Annotated in this window: 14 protein-coding genes; 7 read left to right on the top strand and 7 right to left on the bottom strand. The window is 40.8% G+C overall.

Features of this window, described 5'->3' with window-relative positions:
* From BUC12_RS14520 to BUC12_RS14510, 3 genes are read left to right on the top strand one after another with little or no spacing between them, the layout of a single operon-like run.
* Entirely contained in the window at positions 1–2,991 is a 2,991-nt protein-coding gene (locus tag BUC12_RS14520) for an ankyrin repeat domain-containing protein (protein WP_062180876.1), read from the top strand.
* Entirely contained in the window at positions 2,988–4,670 is a 1,683-nt protein-coding gene (locus tag BUC12_RS14515; protein ID WP_062180879.1) for an ankyrin repeat domain-containing protein, read from the top strand. Before BUC12_RS14520 ends, BUC12_RS14515 begins: the two co-directional genes overlap by 4 nt.
* On the top strand, positions 4,667–6,175 hold the full coding sequence (locus BUC12_RS14510; protein ID WP_062180882.1) for an ankyrin repeat domain-containing protein: 1,509 nt from the start codon (positions 4,667–4,669) through the stop codon (positions 6,173–6,175). Before BUC12_RS14515 ends, BUC12_RS14510 begins: the two co-directional genes overlap by 4 nt.
* 14 nt (positions 6,176–6,189) lie before the next feature.
* On the opposite strand, the gene BUC12_RS14505 is transcribed toward BUC12_RS14510, so the two are convergent.
* Complete coding sequence (locus tag BUC12_RS14505) at positions 6,190–6,516, bottom strand: hypothetical protein (RefSeq protein WP_073357325.1); 327 nt, start codon at positions 6,514–6,516, stop codon at positions 6,190–6,192.
* 83 nt (positions 6,517–6,599) lie between these two features.
* Here BUC12_RS14505 and BUC12_RS14500 point away from each other — a divergent pair, with 83 nt between their 5' ends.
* Positions 6,600–7,382 carry a HipA family kinase gene (locus BUC12_RS14500; RefSeq protein WP_062180888.1) on the top strand — a complete coding sequence of 261 codons (783 nt, stop codon included), beginning with the start codon at positions 6,600–6,602 and terminating at the stop codon, positions 7,380–7,382.
* Positions 7,360–7,743 (top strand): DUF3037 domain-containing protein, encoded by a 384-nt coding sequence (locus tag BUC12_RS14495; protein WP_062180891.1) that lies wholly within the window; start codon positions 7,360–7,362, stop codon positions 7,741–7,743. The genes BUC12_RS14500 and BUC12_RS14495 overlap by 23 nt, the downstream gene beginning before the upstream one ends.
* Positions 7,744–7,793: 50 nt before the next feature.
* On the opposite strand, the gene cobT is transcribed toward BUC12_RS14495, so the two are convergent.
* Complete coding sequence (cobT, locus tag BUC12_RS14490; protein ID WP_062180894.1) at positions 7,794–8,831, bottom strand: nicotinate-nucleotide--dimethylbenzimidazole phosphoribosyltransferase; 1,038 nt, start codon at positions 8,829–8,831, stop codon at positions 7,794–7,796.
* 458 nt (positions 8,832–9,289) lie between these two features.
* Here cobT and BUC12_RS14485 point away from each other — a divergent pair, with 458 nt between their 5' ends.
* Positions 9,290–10,162: a helix-turn-helix domain-containing protein gene (locus BUC12_RS14485; protein ID WP_062180897.1), complete on the top strand. Its 873-nt coding sequence runs from the start codon at positions 9,290–9,292 to the stop codon at positions 10,160–10,162.
* 495 nt (positions 10,163–10,657) lie between these two features.
* On the top strand, positions 10,658–10,939 hold the full coding sequence (locus BUC12_RS14480) for a putative quinol monooxygenase (RefSeq protein WP_062180900.1): 282 nt from the start codon (positions 10,658–10,660) through the stop codon (positions 10,937–10,939).
* Positions 10,940–10,972: 33 nt separating this feature from the next.
* Here the strand turns inward: BUC12_RS14480 and BUC12_RS14475 are convergent, their stop codons facing one another.
* The 5 genes from BUC12_RS14475 to BUC12_RS14455 form a co-directional block, all read right to left on the bottom strand.
* Positions 10,973–11,398, bottom strand: a complete 426-nt coding sequence (locus BUC12_RS14475; protein ID WP_062180903.1) for a C-GCAxxG-C-C family protein — start codon at positions 11,396–11,398, stop codon at positions 10,973–10,975.
* 185 nt (positions 11,399–11,583) lie between these two features.
* Positions 11,584–13,068, bottom strand: coding sequence for a phage tail sheath family protein (locus tag BUC12_RS14470; RefSeq protein ID WP_062180906.1), 1,485 nt, complete (start codon positions 13,066–13,068; stop codon positions 11,584–11,586).
* Positions 13,069–13,285: 217 nt separating this feature from the next.
* Positions 13,286–14,056, bottom strand: coding sequence for a hypothetical protein (locus BUC12_RS14465; RefSeq protein WP_062180910.1), 771 nt, complete (start codon positions 14,054–14,056; stop codon positions 13,286–13,288).
* A 95-nt stretch (positions 14,057–14,151) separates the two neighbouring features.
* Positions 14,152–15,078, bottom strand: coding sequence for an amidohydrolase family protein (locus BUC12_RS14460; RefSeq protein WP_157257537.1), 927 nt, complete (start codon positions 15,076–15,078; stop codon positions 14,152–14,154).
* Between the two features lie 46 nt (positions 15,079–15,124).
* Positions 15,125–16,291, bottom strand: coding sequence for an MFS transporter (locus BUC12_RS14455; RefSeq protein ID WP_073357324.1), 1,167 nt, complete (start codon positions 16,289–16,291; stop codon positions 15,125–15,127).
* Between the last annotated feature and the right edge of the window lie 296 nt (positions 16,292–16,587).

Genomic DNA, 16,587 nt, shown 5'->3' with positions numbered 1-16,587 from the left:
ATGAGGTTTATCCGTGCTCACAAGCCATTGTTTCTGCTGATTGCATTTATAGCTTTCGGTTTGCTAGCTTGTGTCCGGAAACCGGCAGTATCCGAATCGGAAAAGGAATTGCTGAGAGCAGTTCAATATGGTGATTATGAGTCTGCTGCTTATTGTCTGGATATAGGAGTGTCTCCTGATATTACCGATATTTATGAGCAAAGTCTTTTGATGCTGGCTGTACAAGATGAATATGAAGATGTAATCGAATTGTTACTCTCTAAAGGTGCTGATGTAAATTATAAGATCAATACTAGAAATACCGAAGGGATACAGAATGTCCGGAATATAAATACCGAGTTATTCGGTTTGAATGTACTTTATTTTGCTGTTCAGACAGGAGATACGACTATTGTGGATATGTTGTTGAAACGAGGAGCAGAACTTAATCCTGAAAATGAGTCAGAAAGTCCTTTGCTCATAGCCTCTGAGAATCTCGATTATGAGATGCTTGGATACTTGTTCCGTAACAAGGCGAGGGTTTCTGACAGAATAGCTTGGGATATACTGGGTACGACGGTTATTTCTAAATATCAGGGAATTCTACTAGTTGAAGAATCTTTTTTCAGGGTTGTGGATCTTTGGAAGAGCTATCAAAAGCTAGCTATTGTTCCCGCAAATTTAGAACAGTCGGCACGGATTTATTATAATATGCCATCTTCGATGAGAAGATACGACAGGGAGTGGAGCACAAGGGCAATAGATGACTTTATGTTTGCTTATCATGAAAGGCACGCCAGAATAGATGAAGAGTCACCTGAGGAAAAAGAGTTTAGAGACCAAAGGGCTGTATGGGAAAAAGAGAAGTATATCGCTCAATACTGGAATGACCGTGAAATCCGGAAAACGCACCAATCAGCGACAGCATATGAGGATGAGAAAAGAGAAGCTCGGGAAATAGAACTTTATAATTTTAGCGTTTGGAGGAACCTCGTTATCGGGATAGTGCTTATGTTATGTGCTTTGGTATATGTGTATAATAGATACGGGCTTGTACGAATAAGAGAGTTCCTGCATGAAAGAATATTTAAGAAGGTCGCATCCTTTATAAATAGGCGTACGATAACAGGTACTCAGACCGAAGAGAAGCCTGCATTACTACAGAGGCTTACAAGAAAAAAAGAACTACCGGAAAATCCGAAAGGATGGTCTGTTGATAATACATTTAATATAAAAGTAGATATTCTGACAATAGAAGATATGATCAATCCTATCCGGCTGTGCAATGAGCACGAAAAAGCTGTTCGACGGATGATGTGGTATATGCGCCGTTTGGAGCAACATACCGATGAGGCTGTTGCCGGGAGATTAGGGGAAAAGGGATTACTTCCTCATCTGGATCTTCTTCTGGAGAAGGTTGATATGTCTGTAATCAGGGATGTGTATAAACGCTCTCTTTACCTTATGGTCAAAGATTATGGACAGAGGGACGACAGGGTATTTAAATTCTTAAAAAGGATGGATAGAAGAAAGAAAAGGTCAAAGGTTAAATGGTTCTTTCTTTCGATTATGTTTATCCTCTCTTTGTTTTCATTCCATAGTTATGCTCAACAGGAAGCGATTACCAGAGAAGAAAAGATCTTATTGACAGCTGTAGAGGAAAATAAGTATAAGGAAACAGAGTCTTTTCTCAGATCCGGTCTTTCGGCTAACCTGACAGACGAATATGGAGTAAGCCTGCTTATGAAGGCAATTGAAAACAAAGATCAGAAAATGATTGGATTACTTATTCGTCAAGGGGCTAATGTAAATTACAGAATCGATAATATCTCGGCCTATACGAATGCTAAGGTCAGGTCTAAATTGTTAGGACTGAAGGGCACATCTGTACTTGACTTTGCGGTAGATAGCCGTAATACGGTTATTGTAGATCTTCTTTTGGAAAAAGGTGCAATACTTAATCTGAAAGATGAAATGGAAAGTCCTTTGGTCAAAGCATCCCAGAATAAAGATTATAGTATGCTTATCTTTCTTTCGGATAAAGGCGCCCGTGTTTCACGAAACAGGGCTGAGGACATTGCAATGATGGCTATTGATTTTATATTATTATCGCCCGAGGCCAGTTCTTATTTTATGGTGATTAAGTTTTGGGAAGACCATGGTGTTGAAATCACAGAAGATAATTTATCGAAGTCTGCATACTATAAGTTTTATGATCATCCGGAAGGCGAATTGAGTAAATTTGTCAAGCAATATGATATATGGAAGAAAGAAGAAGCAGTAAGACTGCAGGAGCAAGAGGGGCTTTATGATGATTTGAATTTGTATCGTTTGGATGTGGATAGCCTCATAACAGCCCATCAACGGCAACAGGAGTCAGAAAATGAAGAAGAGTCTCTGACGGAAGAGGAGGCTTCGGGTGTCAAAGCTCCGGAAATAATTATGATCGTTATTCTCAGTTGTGTTAGCATCCCTCTTTTTGTGTATGTCAGATATGGATCATTTGATGTATTATGGAAAACTATCCGTACTAAATTTGTAAAGAAACCGGTTAATCCGAATCCTCAGCCTGTGGTTCAGCCAAAGCCTGTCCGCGAAGCCAGACCGATTAAACCCGTGCAGACTCCAAATAAGCAACCACGCAACAATCTGCGGGGATGGTCTGCCGATAATACATTTAATATAAAAGTAGATATTCTGACAATAGAAGATATGATCAATCCTATCCGGCTGTGCAATGAGCACGAAAAAGCTGTTCGACGGATGATGTGGTACATGCGACGTTTGGAACAACATACCGATGAGGCTGTTGCCGGAAGGTTAGGAGAGAAGGGATTATTACCTCATCTTAATACTCTGTGGCGAAAAATAGATGTGTCTATGGTGCGTGATGTTTATAAACGGTCGTTTAGGATAATGGTCGAGAATTATGGAACCAGAGACGATAGGGTATTGGTGTTTTTGGAGACAATGACGAAGAAGAGAAATAGCAAAGTAAAAAAGAAAAGATGAACCGATCGTATTTATATATATTCTTATTATTTTTTATCGTGCCGGTCTGTGGATATGCTCAAAAAGAAGCGTCGACAGCCGCCGAAATGGCATTGTTGGAGGCTGTAAAATCAAACCGGTTGCAGGATATCAGATCAGCATTGGATGCAAAGGTCTCTCCCGATATTACGGACGATTATGGTGTCAATCTTTTGATGTATGCAGTCCGTAATGAAAATAAACCGATCGTAAAGCTATTACTCGAACGGAAAGCCAAAGTGAATTATAGAGTCAATACAAAAGCAGATTACGGGACGGATAAAAGTGCAGTGAGGATGCTGATGTTAAGCGGTTTATCGGTACTCGATTTTGCTGTTGATACGCGTGATACCGATATGGTGGATATGATATTGGATGCCGGAGCCAAGATTAATCCATCGGAGGGAATCTTGAATCCTTTACGTAATGCTTCTCAAAATAATGATTATGCAATGCTGATGTACCTCTCTGAGAAAGGAGCTAAAGTGTCGAAAGCGATAGCACGTGATATATTAGTAATGAGTATATTGAGAAATACTCAGATTTCGGCTGTCCGGGGTAATTCTTTGAATGTACATATTGTTAATTTTTGGGATAATTATGGGGTTGAGATATCTGAGGAAAACTTGTTGAAGTCAACATTTGCAAAAAACATTTCCTCATATCAGAAATCAGCGATTCCTAATATGGTTAATAGCTATAACAAATGGTTGACTGATAAACAAGACCAGGTTGTAGAGGAGAGGAGTGATGAGCCAACCGTTACTCGCCGTTCGTTGAATAGTCAGAGTAACCGGATTCCAATGAGTACCGGGTACGAAGATTCGAGGTCCGAATCCGAAATAGATAGCTTATTCAGCGAAGCCCATAAGAGAGCTCAGGAGAATCTGTTTGAGAAAGACTTGTTATCAGAGAAGGAGAGTACGTACCGGCGGGGAATTTTGGCAGGGCTGGGTATCTGCGTTTTTGCTCTGATGTTATTTGTCTATAAAAGATATGGTTCTTTGGAATGGGCTGTATGGGTTTCGTTTTACCGAAAATTGTCGGGACAGGCTCCGCCTCCTTCAAGAAACCGGAATAATCAAAATCAACAGAATCAAAATAATACACAGAATAACCGGCAAAATCAGAATCAGAACAGAAGAAATCAGCAAACCAAGCCGAAACCGGCCAATGTTCAGCCTGCTAAGCCTTCTCCCGTGCAAGAGGAGAAGCATAAACCCAAACCGACAATCACAACTATATCTGCTAATAATAAGAGAGGATGGACGGTTGACGATACTATAGGTCTCAAAGTGGAGTATCTTACTATCGAAGATATGATCAATCCGATCCGTTTGCAAAACGAACACGAAAAAGCTATCCGCCGCATGATGTGGTATATGCGCCGTCTGGAACAATATACAGATGAAGCGGTAGCCGGGACATTGGGCGAAGCAGGTCTATTTCCTCATCTCGAGTTATTATGGGCAAGTGTAGACGTATATATGATACGTGAGGTTTATAAACGTTCGTTGTATCTGATGGCCGAAAATTATGCAACAAAAGACAGCCGTGTACTTTCATTCTTGGAAACAATGAATAAGCCTGTGCCTAAACCCCGCAGAGGAAATAAGCCTATGCGCAAATCGGAGAAGAAGAACAGAAAGAATAATCAGTGAGCCGGTTGTATTTATATATATTGTTTGTTGTCGGTGTTCTGCCCTTAAATGGATATGCCCAACAAAGAGCAACTTCAGAGATGGAGCAGGGGTTGCTGTCTGCTGTTCGTCAAAATAATTATACCCAGGTCACAAACTATCTGCTTCAGCGTGTATCACCTGATATAACCGACTATTACGGGCAAAGCTTGTTAATGTTAGCGATAAGGGATAAATCTAAACGTGTAGCCCAATTGCTGGCCTCAAAAGGTGCAAATGTAAATTACAGGATTAAACAAGAGGGAAAATACGGAGATACTGAGGCTAATGAAATTATGGCAGGACTGCAAGGGCGTACAGTACTTGATATTGCTATAGAAAGCGGAGATACGACACTTGTAGATATTCTTGTACGTAAAGGTGTTAGCCTGAATCCCGAAAATGAAGCAGAAAGCCCGTTGTATGTGGCATCTCAAAATCTGGATCCTGTAATGCTTCACTATTTATCCCGCCATGGAGCCAAAGCTACCAGCCGTACAGCACGCAGTATATTGGCGACTGTGGCACAGGCTACCTATACCGAAGGAATGTACCGGGAGGTGTTATTCAGGGTAGTAGATTTCTGGGTGGATCAGGGAGTGGAAATAAGTGTGAGTAACCTGTCGGTGGCTTCCCCTTTCCGCGCTCGAATTATCGACGGACAAAATTCTATAGACTGGGATATTGACGAAATGGTCGATTTTGTAGAAAGTTATCGGAAGAGAGAAATCCGGAAGTTTAAAGAAGAGGATAATGAGATCAGAAAAGGCGAAAGAGACCAAATCGCCGATGCCGAAAGATCGGTTCGTATTTTGTTAAATGCCAATCAGGTCAAGCTACAAAAACGAAAAGAATTGGATGTTGAAAAAAGAAATGAAGAACGGGAGCAGACAGCAGCCAAGTCTAAGCGCTATAACGATATACTGACTATAGCTGTAGTTGTTATAGTACTGATGTTTGGTGTAGTCATTATTATATATTTGAAATACGGGTCGCTGGGACTTAGGGTCTGGATATCAGTTTTCAGAAGACTATTTGGGAAGCAGGCTAAGCCAATAGCAACTACTAGCGTTTCGACTACAATACAATCTGAGAATAAGCTCGCAGAAAAACATACACGTCATAATACAGCATTATCAGCAGCAGAAATAAGAGGATGGAAAAAGGATAATACAGTAAATATTACTCTCGAATATCTGACAATCGAAGATATGATCAACCCTATCCGTTTATGTAATGAACACGAAAAGGCTGTGCGAAAGATGATGTGGTATATACGTCGTTTGGAACAATACCCCGACGAATCGGTCGCGCAAACATTAGGATCGAAAGGCTTATTGCCTCATCTTAAATTACTCTGGAAGAAAACAGACCAATCTATGGTGCGTAACGTATATAAACGGTCGCTCTACCTGATGGTTGAAAACTATGGAGCAAGGGACAAAAGGGTTCTTTCTTTCCTTAAGATAATCCGCAAAGATTATTAAGATACACCAGTAAGTTATCCCTGAAAATAGAATATCAGTATATAAACAAGCCTCAGAAAGGAGAATGCACCTATCAGGTAAATAAGATAAGCTAAAAAGAAGTTCTTCCTCAAACCGTTTCGGATACCATATATTACAGCTAATAAGCTTATAAGAAAATAGATAACCGACAGCACCAATGTACCGTCGGCATTAATATTGCCTGCGGCTTCATCTTCCGGAAACTCGTAGATGTTTGCAAATATGGAGAGAAAAAGGAGCCCTAGTATCGCAATTAAAGTAAATGTTCCGTAAGTTTTCATAGTCAGTTGTTTAACCAAACGTTTTCCAAATATAGTCATTAAAATAGTTTGTGGACGGAATATATCCAATCAAAAAGAAACCCCTATCTTTACTACCCTAAAAAAAGAAAGGTTGTAAAAAGATGAATCTACGTACCGTAAATGTTATCCGGTATATAATGCCTCTACGTGAAGGCGGATCGCTGCCGGCATTGGCTGATGCCGACGACGGATTCAAATATGTACTGAAATTCAGGGGCACAGGGCATGGCACGAAAGCTCTTGTCTCCGAATTGCTTGGTGGGGCGGTTGCCCACACTCTGGGATTCAGGGTTCCCGAATATGTTTTTATACACCTCGATGAGGCTTTCGGACGTACCGAAGGCGATGAGGAGATACAAGACCTCCTGCAAGGCAGCCGCGGTCTGAATCTAGGATTGCACTTCCTGTCGGGAGCATTAACTTTCGATCCGGTGATGACCACTGTAGATCCCTTGCTTGCTTCGCAAGTTGTATGGCTGGACGCTTTCCTGACCAATGTAGACCGTACAGCCCGTAATACCAATATGCTGTTTTGGCACAAAGAGTTGTGGCTGATAGACCACGGAGCATCGCTCTACTTCCATCATTCGTGGGTCAATTGGGAAAAGTATGCCCTCAGCCCCTTTCCACAGATCAAAGACCATGTGTTATTGTCTCAGGCTTCGGAGTTGGATAGGGTCGATAAAGAATTCAAAGAATTGCTGACCGATAAGAAGATCAGGGAGATTGTAGATCTTCTGCCCGATGACTGGTTGAACTGGGGTGGGGAAGAAGAGACTCCCGAAGATATTAAGAATGTGTACTATGATTTCTTAACAGAGCGAATCCGGCATTCCGGTTTGTTCGTAAACGAAGCTAAGCATGCCAGAGAAGCACTTATATGAATATGCCGTAATACGTATTGTGCCCAAAGTCGAACGAGAAGAGTTCGTCAATACAGGCATTATACTGTTTTCGAAAAAGGCGAAGTATATCAGGATGTTATATGCTTTTGACGAAAACCGCCTCGGCCATTTCTGTAGCGAACTGGATTTGGATGCGGCAAGGGAAGCTTTGATCGCATTCGAAAAGATCGCTAATGGAGACAAAGACGGAGGAGCTATTGCCCGGCTTGATATACCCGAACGGTTCAGATGGCTGACCGCCGTGAAAAGTGCTTGTATTCAGACATCGAGACCTCATCCCGGATTTTCGGAAAACTTAGACGATACAGCCCGGTGTCTGTTCAAAGAACTGGTGTTGTAATAGAATATAAAGAACGGGAGGACTTAAGCATCGAGTCCTCCCGTTTTCCATTAAAAGTATTTAGTCACCTGTATTTTCTTGAACGAATTCATCTCGTTGATCATCCGCACGGATGAATCAATTATAGGATATGCACACAAAGCTCCGGTTCCTTCTCCGAGGCGGAAGCTTAGGTGAAGTATTGGTCTTGCATTCAGGTGCTCCAGTATCAGTTTATGCCCTGTTTCGTCTCCCTGATGTCCGAATATAGCATAATGGAGAACATTAGGATTTAATTTGGATGCAGCCAGAAGGCAGTTGGTCATGATAAACCCGTCTATAAGGATAAGCATTTTCAGTTCGGCAGCTTTCAGCATAGCACCGACTGCCATTACCATTTCGAATCCACCGAAATAACGGATAATATCTTCGGGCGAAGCATCGCCTTTGTAGTTTTCCTGAGCCTGTTTCAGTACTTTATACTTGTGTTCGATTATCTTACCCGAATCGTCACAACCTGCACCTACACAATCCGCTAAAGGTACGTTTGCCATATAAGACATCCAAAGGGCAGAAGACGATGTATTGGTGATTCCCATCTCGCCGAAGCCTATGATATTACAACCCTTGTCGAAACAAGCCTGCGTACATTCGGCGCCACGTGCTATGGCCGACTCCATCTCTTCGCGGGTCATAGCAGCCTCGTGCAGGTAATTGCAGGTACTTTTACGTATCTTTTTGTCGATAATAGGATCTTCGGGCTTGAAGTCGAAGTTTACACCTGCATCCACCACCTGTAGATCGATCTGGTGCTGACGTGCCAGAAAATTGATGCCTGCGCCGCCTGCCCAAAAGTTGGCGACCATCTGGTACGTAACTTCCTGTGGAGAGGGACTGACACCTTCGGCGGCAATACCGTGGTCTCCGGCAAATACGATATGACACGGATGGTTCAGTTTCGGTTCCAAAGTCTGTTGTACCCAGCCTATCTGCATGGCTAGTTCTTCCAGTACCCCGAGGGAGCCTTTAGGCTTGGTAAGGTTATCTATTTTTTCTTGTAAATAAGGACGGATTTCGTCTTTCGGTTTCTCGATATTGAACTGTAACATTTTGTTATATATGGGTTTTATGATTTTCTGTTTTAGCTTGGTTTACCGGGTGACAATAAGTAAACAACCTTCTACAAAAAGGTGACACCCGTGTCACTTTTGTCACCCTGTCATGATTCTTGTTTTCAGTGATTTATCCTCTGTAAAGTGACAAGTGTGACGCATTTTCGTTATTTTTTATTTATCTGTTGTTTTTGACCAGTCAAGATATTTTATCCTTTTCCTTATAGATAAAACATCCCGGCAGATTGGTTCTTCCTGTCTTACAAAGATACAAAGAATGGCTTGGAGTAATTCCTTTTTTCGTACCATTTATTGCTGTTTATTATAATTATATAGGATGGAAGAAAAGATACCCGATTTGTTTACCCGAGAACATACCCTCCGAAATTGTCCGCCACATTATTTCTTTGCATATTTGTAAGACAATTCGTGTTTTAAGACCTTGAACAACGCATATGAAGTACCCTAAAGTTCCGGCTTTTTTTATGCAGTCTCCCTCCAATTACGGTTTGCTGAGGGTTTCCGACTTTCTGGCTATCGCCTCTTTCGAGCATACCCGCGAGAGTACAGGAAGCATGTTTCTCGAAGAGCATTTGCTGTTATTCGTATTAGACGGGGAGAATACCCTGACTAACGGAGGGCGAAAGCATGTGGTAAGTAAAGACCATATGATATTGTTGGAGAAAGCGACTATATGGGATTTCAGGAAGGAGGGGAATCCCGGCAATAATAATATTTACGGTTGTATGTTATTCTTTTTGAAAGATGAATTTCTGAAAGATTTCGTAAAAATGGCAGATGTAAAACTAACCCCGACGGATGAGCCCGTAGTTACTTGTCCAAAACCGGTAAACCGGCATCTGAAAGCATATCTGAATTCTATAAAGCCCTATTTCGATAATCCCGAAAATATCGATCAGGGATTGTTGCGGCTGAAGATCATGGAATTATTGTATGGTCTTGCGTTGACTGATAATGGCTTGTTGAGACAGATTCTGCAACTCAGGCAACCAATCAAGTCTGACATTATATCCGTGATGGAACAAAACTATACTAAGCGCATCTCTTTGCCAGAATTGGCTTTTCTATCGGGCAGAAGTTTATCCAGTTTCAAACGTGACTTTATGGCTGTTTGCAGTCTCCCTCCATCGAAATGGATTAGGGAAAAGAGACTCGAAAAATCAAAAGAACTGCTTCTGAATACTGCATTAAGCATAACGGATGTTTGCTATATGGTTGGGTTCGAAAATGCAACGCATTATTCACGCCTCTTTAAGCAAAAATACGGATATGCCCCATCCGAAAACAGACAAAAAATGAAAAAATGAGCTGAATAGAAAGATTCTTTGAATTATACAGAAAAGTCCCTCATATAATCTGATATTACTTTTGTTGTATTAAATAATGCGATTCGGTTGTAGGAAAGGAGCTTTTACATAATATTTATTTATTTATTTACTAACGCACCCTATCGGGTTTGTTCTTCATTTTGAGTCGCCTTGGCTCCTCGATTGTTAATTGCCTTGATGCAAAACGAAGCAAAAGATCAAGATTGCACCTGCAAGCCCGACCCGTTACGTGTTCGAAAGCTAAGACAAAAGAATACGTTTTTTGTAGCAGTCCTTTTGTCTTTTCACGCTTTCTTCTCACAACGGGTGCCCCGAGCTTTACGTCGATGTCAGAACCTGACGGGCGTTATTAATAAAATAGAGTGAAAACAATCTCCTATTACGCGCAGTAAAGAAATAAGTATTAATAATTGAAAAGAACTCCTTTCAACTACTGATGGATATTAACAATAAAATTAAACAGAAATATTGACTATGAAACAGAAAAATGTATTAGCTAAAGTGCGTATTGTTAAAGGCAAAGAGAACGAATATTTATCATTGGTGTCCCCATTGATAGAGGCAGCCAAGACCGAATCCGGAAATTTGTCTTATAACGTGTACAGGAATGTGGAGAATCCTTCGGAATTTATTGTATATGAGGAGTATATCAACGATGAAGCTTTCAGCGCACATTGCAATACCCCGGCTTTTCACGATTTTGTGCAGCAGGTAAAACCTTTACTTGATGGGGAAATCGACATCCGGCAGTTTTAACCGATTGTCGAAAGGGAGGTATAAAATATGGGATTATGTGTTTTGTAATAAGTTTTCCTCTATCAGTTGGGCGCAATAACGGATATACTCATTACAAGGTTTCTTTTTGACAACCGTTGCGCACTCTTCCAGACCTAAAAGTTGTTTGCAGATAATAGAACCGTGCTCTTTTTCGAATTTTTCAGCTAAAAGTTTCACCTGTTCATAATTTTGCTTTTTGCCTTCTTTATCATGGGGAGTAGATGTTCCGGTTTCGAGTCCGGCAATCATAGCCATGCCCGAAACCGCACCGCACACATGGCGCATGCCGCCGATACCTCCGCCGAAAGAAGTGGAGAGGCGCAAAGCCGTATCGTTATCGAGATTATACAAGTCGGCGTAAGCTGCAAAAACCGATTGCGCACAGTTAAAACCTTGTTTGTGAAGTTCCAGAGCTTTGTTTATTCTATCTTCCTGCATCGATAATATTGTTTAGGTTATGACAAATATATGAAATAACTGCTTTATTCGGTTGCTATTATACTTTCAAAATGAATTGAACCCAAACCCGATAAAAAAAGAGTTGTGGTATGTACCGCAACTCTTTTCGTTTTTAAGTAATTTGATTTTATAATTAATACAACCCGGAAGTTTATATATAATTGTTAACTCTTTTGCATTTGTTGTTGGAATGTAATTTCAAGAAATTCAGCAGGGCGTACAATGGCAACTAATACCGTTATGCGCATTGTACCTTCGAGTATATCTTCGGGAGTCATTGTTTCTCCTAATCCTACATGTACGCTATAAGCGTCGTCAGGTACAGCACCGGCCAATCCTCCACGTTTCCATATACTATTGAGGAAATTGGATATCATGCTTTTTACGCTAACCCATGTATTGGCTTCATTCGGTTCGAAGACATATGCGAGTGCAGCATTTTTTACAGATTCCTGCAACATAATCATTGTCCGCCTTACATTGATATATCTCCAATCGAGAGAATTTCCATCCAGAGTACGTGCTCCCCATACTTTTATACCTTCTCCTGTGAATGTGCGGATAGCATTTACCGCTTTTCCGCTTAACGGCACATTCAGATCTTCCTGTCCTTCGTGAGAAATATTTACAGTCGGACTGATTGCCGCTGAGATTCCGGTATTTGCAGGAGCTTTCCAAACGCCTTTGGTATTATCTACCATTGTATATATGCCTGCCATGGCAGCCGATACCGGCAGCCGATTAAGTGTTATCCGTATTTCGTTCATTATATTTCTGTATAATGGGCTTAATTGGGATAGTACTTTGTGAAGTGTACTTTGTTCAACATCTGACAATCCTTTTTTCAATCCATCAATATAGGCTTGTATTGTGGCTTTCTTATCCTGATCAAAAGAAGTCAGTTCCAGCTCTTTTTTTAGTAAAGCCTGCAAGTTAGCAATATCCAAATTCTCGAAATTAAATTCGTTCTCCTGTACGATAGATGCATTGATCCATGGATAGTATGCAGCTCCGGAATCAAGAAACTCATTGCCTATATTATTTCTAAATAGATCAATAACGTCTCCATCAGGAGAGTTCCTTTCTTTGTATCCATTATGGATATCAAGTATGGCAAACCGGTTTTTCGTTTCATAACCGCAATGTTTTAACATAGAGGCTTGCAGTGCGTAACAGTCCTCAGCTTTAAGTGTTACTGCTTCGGGTATAATTACCATTGTAGGTTCTGACTCTTTAACTAAAGGAATCATGCCTTGCTCCAGCTTTTCTTTTTCTATATCAGCAGTATAATCACCAACTGACACCACATAACATGAACCTCCGCCATTAGCATAAAAAAGTAGCATATTATAATACAGTATATACTTATCTGTACGATCCAATGCATAACTTTTTCCGTTGAAGATAAGAGATGGAGTTTTCGTATCCTCAGTTAAGGTAAATTTAGGTTTGGGCGCTTCACCGAAATATGTCCTGAATTCTGCCATAGACGTTATACGCCATGGTTTGTTCAGCAACGATTTATTATCACTCATCGCTTTCTCGGTATAACCTATAAAAGCAGGGATGGCCGTAGCTACTTCAACTACCGAATTGGGGAATGCATTTTTTTCTACGATATACACTCCGGGTGTTTTCATTGCACTCATAGTCTAACTTTAAGTTATTGGTTTTATATATAATGTAGTACTTTGTTTATGCTATTTTTCTGTCTCGGTTGTGTTATTTAGGTTATGGCAAATATACTCAATAACTATTTTATTCGGTTGGTATTATACTTTCAAAATGAACTGAATTTGAAGTTCGTAATAAAAAAAAAGAGTTGTGATAAATACCACAACTCTTTCCGTTTTTAATTGCTTTGATTTAAAGCAATTTGATTTTGACTTGTACATGGGCGTACTGTCCCGAAGGATTAAAATTAGGGCTAATCGTTAGCGGTATCTTATAGTTACCGATTTTAATATCCTTACTGAGAGAAACACCTACATTCACAACCCTAAATCCATTGAAATGTGACCCCGAGTCGCCAACAGTAAGTACTGTATAGTGACCTTTGGCTCCATTCAGGGCAAAGCCGCTCCCTACAAAAGGATTGATCGCTACATCGTATGCCGTAAACGGATAACTGAATTCGAGATAAGATGTATATTGCTGCTTCGCTTTATTCTCACTATCGTACCTGAGGTCATGTTTACCGAGTATATAAACATTGTAATTTATGGTAAATGCGTTGTTTCTAAACGGTTTTCCTATTGTTATTATTTCGAGAAAATGATTGGTCTTCTTTTTGCTGAAATTAAAGTAGTTGCCATCCGGATCGAGAGCAAAGTTGTAGATGCTGAATAATGCCAGATAAAGACGCGGCTTTTCGTAAGCCAGAGACCAGAGGATTTCCTTATAATGGCTGCCGTTTTTTTCGGCAATTGCAGCCCGTCCTTCTCCCGTGATCACAAAAGATGGTACTACCCTGTACTTAAGATAACCCTCTACTGTGGGCATATCCGAAATAACCTGTCCTTCGATAACATGGCTGGTTTCGAAATTCAGCCCTATTTCGAGCTTATCACTCTGCGAATAACCTAACACACTGAAGCAAAGAAAACCTAGAAGAATAAAACATCGAGTGTTCATCATAGTATTAAATTTAAGGTTAAAAAAGAAACAGGCTGGTGTTAGTTATATCGGAATCGCTATTGTATAACGCACCAGCCTGTTGTAGTAAGTGTGTTTTAGATCATTTGCATAATCTTGGCGGCGTTAGTGTACATTATTTTTTCGGAAAGGGCAGTCCATTGTCCGAAGGCTTCGAAACAGATTTCAACCGATGTGTCTGTACGGCTGAAAGGCCTGTCTACACCGAACAATACCCTGTCTTCGCCAAAAACTTTGACCAGTTTCTTCATACCGTCTACCGAGCGGAAAGTAGTATCTACCCACAGGTTGTCGTATCCTTTCATTCCTTCTGACAGAATATCCTCTTCGCCTCCGGTCAAACCTCCTGCATGAGCAGCGACCATAGGAATCTTCGGGAATTTCTTAGCCAATTCTATGAAGTACTTAACGTCTCCGTTTTCGGGCACCTCATTGTCAACAGAAAGAGCCGGCGGATAATAGGAGTTGATACCTGTGTGGCTGACTACGCATAAGCCTGTTTGTTCCCATGCTTCGAGGGCAGCTATAACGCGTGCGTCGCTCAATGATAGCTTTTGCAATATCGGATGTATCTTCAATCCTTTTGCTCCCCTGTGATAGTCGCGAAGAACCTGTTCTCCTACTTGTTCGGGGCTCAGGCGAGGGTCTATACACGTGAACGGAATAATCCGGGTTTCGATTTTTGATGCAGCCAGATAATCTTCGAAGAAGATATTCGGTGCAACCGGATACATACAAACATTGGTAATGTTACTTGCGTCCAGATGTCTGGTAAGTCTTTCCAAAGTACATGTCCAGCTAACAAGGGCTGTCATATCGATAACATTTTTCACCTCTTCGGGTTTATTGGGATCGAGAAAAGGGCCTTCGAACCTGTCGAGAGCGTGTTGATCGAACGGATCGTAAGAACCTGCCGGCAACTTGGTACATGGATCGTAAATAACATTTTTGCGATACATAAAGATGTCTCCTAAATGCGAATGAAAATCAATAATTTTGTGCATAATCATAATTTTTTGAGGTTAATAAAAAATGTTTTTTGGTAAGTAGTTAAGACTGAATTTTGACCCGCGTGGCAAATGCTCCACCGATAAGAGCAATGGATGCAAATAGTATGGATGCGCCTGACCAGCCGAACGATTCGACAGACCAACCTGTTACCGGCGCACCGATAATAGTGCCTAAATTCAAACCAATATTTAATACACCGAGTGCAACACCTGCCAATTCGGGTCTTTTTGCTATTTGTGGCCCGAGAGTCCATAACGTACAGGGTATCTGTGCGTCGAACATCGGGTAAATAAATACGAGGGCTATAATCATAGCAGTAGCTTTGGCTTCGAAGCACAAGAATGCTACCAATGCGTAGATTATGAATCCGATAACGAGGAATTTTGTCCTGTTTTTTACTTTATTGAGAATAAAGCCGACTATAATGGCATATGCAATCTCTACAGTATAGAGCAGGCTTATCCAGCTATTTGTCTCATTAATAGACCAGCCTGTAATACTGCTCCAGTAAGATGAAATCCATGTAACGAACCCAAACGAAATGAAAGTAAAGCAGGTAGCTACAAGACCCAGTATCCAGACGGTTTTAGAGTTGATTCCTTCTTTGATAGAAACGGTTTGCGATTCGATATTCGCGTGGTTTTCTTCTTTCGAAGGCGTATCTATAAAGATAATCCACAGGACAGCCATCAGTATACAGACTCCCAGTCCGAACCACCACATCCCTTGCCATCCGTACCGTTGTGTAAGAGGTGCATTGATAATGAAGAGTACAGCCTGCGACACCATCATCCACGATCCCCATATACCCATTGGTAAGCCTCTTTTGGCAGGCGGAAACCACATCGAGATGAGAGAAGGTGCGATAACCGCAATGACACCTACGCCGAATCCTTCGATTACACGGCTGATAATAAGAACGGTTACACTACTAGTTGTGACCCCTACCAAAGAGCCTACAATAGCGAACAAAAGAGAAAACAGTCCGGCTTTTTTTACTCCGAGCTTTTTGATGATGATAGATGAGGGCAATGCAGCCAGCATACCCATAATAGCGAAGATAGAACTTAATAATCCGGCTTTAGACATACTGATGTCGAAAGCATCCATTATAAGAGTAATACACGGGGAGACCTTGTTCTGTACAAGAGCAAGCGAAATCCCTCCCAAAATGCCAATGAGGCAGACAGTCCATTTTTTACTCATAATATTAAATTTAAGGTTTTATATAAGGTGTTGATAACCAATGTGTAAATAATATGGATCATTGCTCTGTCTTTCACATGGAAAAACAAGAGGATAGCACCATATGTTAAAAATAGGATGGAATGCCTTGGTCGAATTTGATAACTAATCCAACAATCAATGGTATCTTTTAAATTATAGGATATAGCAAATGGCTGCTAATCAAATAGTTTAAAAATACCGGAGTACGTAAAAAAAATGAAATACAATTAATGGATCACGAAATTGGTATACACAATATCCTCCAACGGACGTAC

The organism is Indolivaga macrotermitis (genome assembly GCF_900128985.1).
GTDB classification, from domain to species: domain Bacteria; phylum Bacteroidota; class Bacteroidia; order Bacteroidales; family Dysgonomonadaceae; genus Dysgonomonas_A; species Dysgonomonas_A macrotermitis.
The sequence above is the reverse complement of the archived record's forward strand: the minus strand, read 5'-3'. Positions and strand labels throughout refer to the sequence as shown.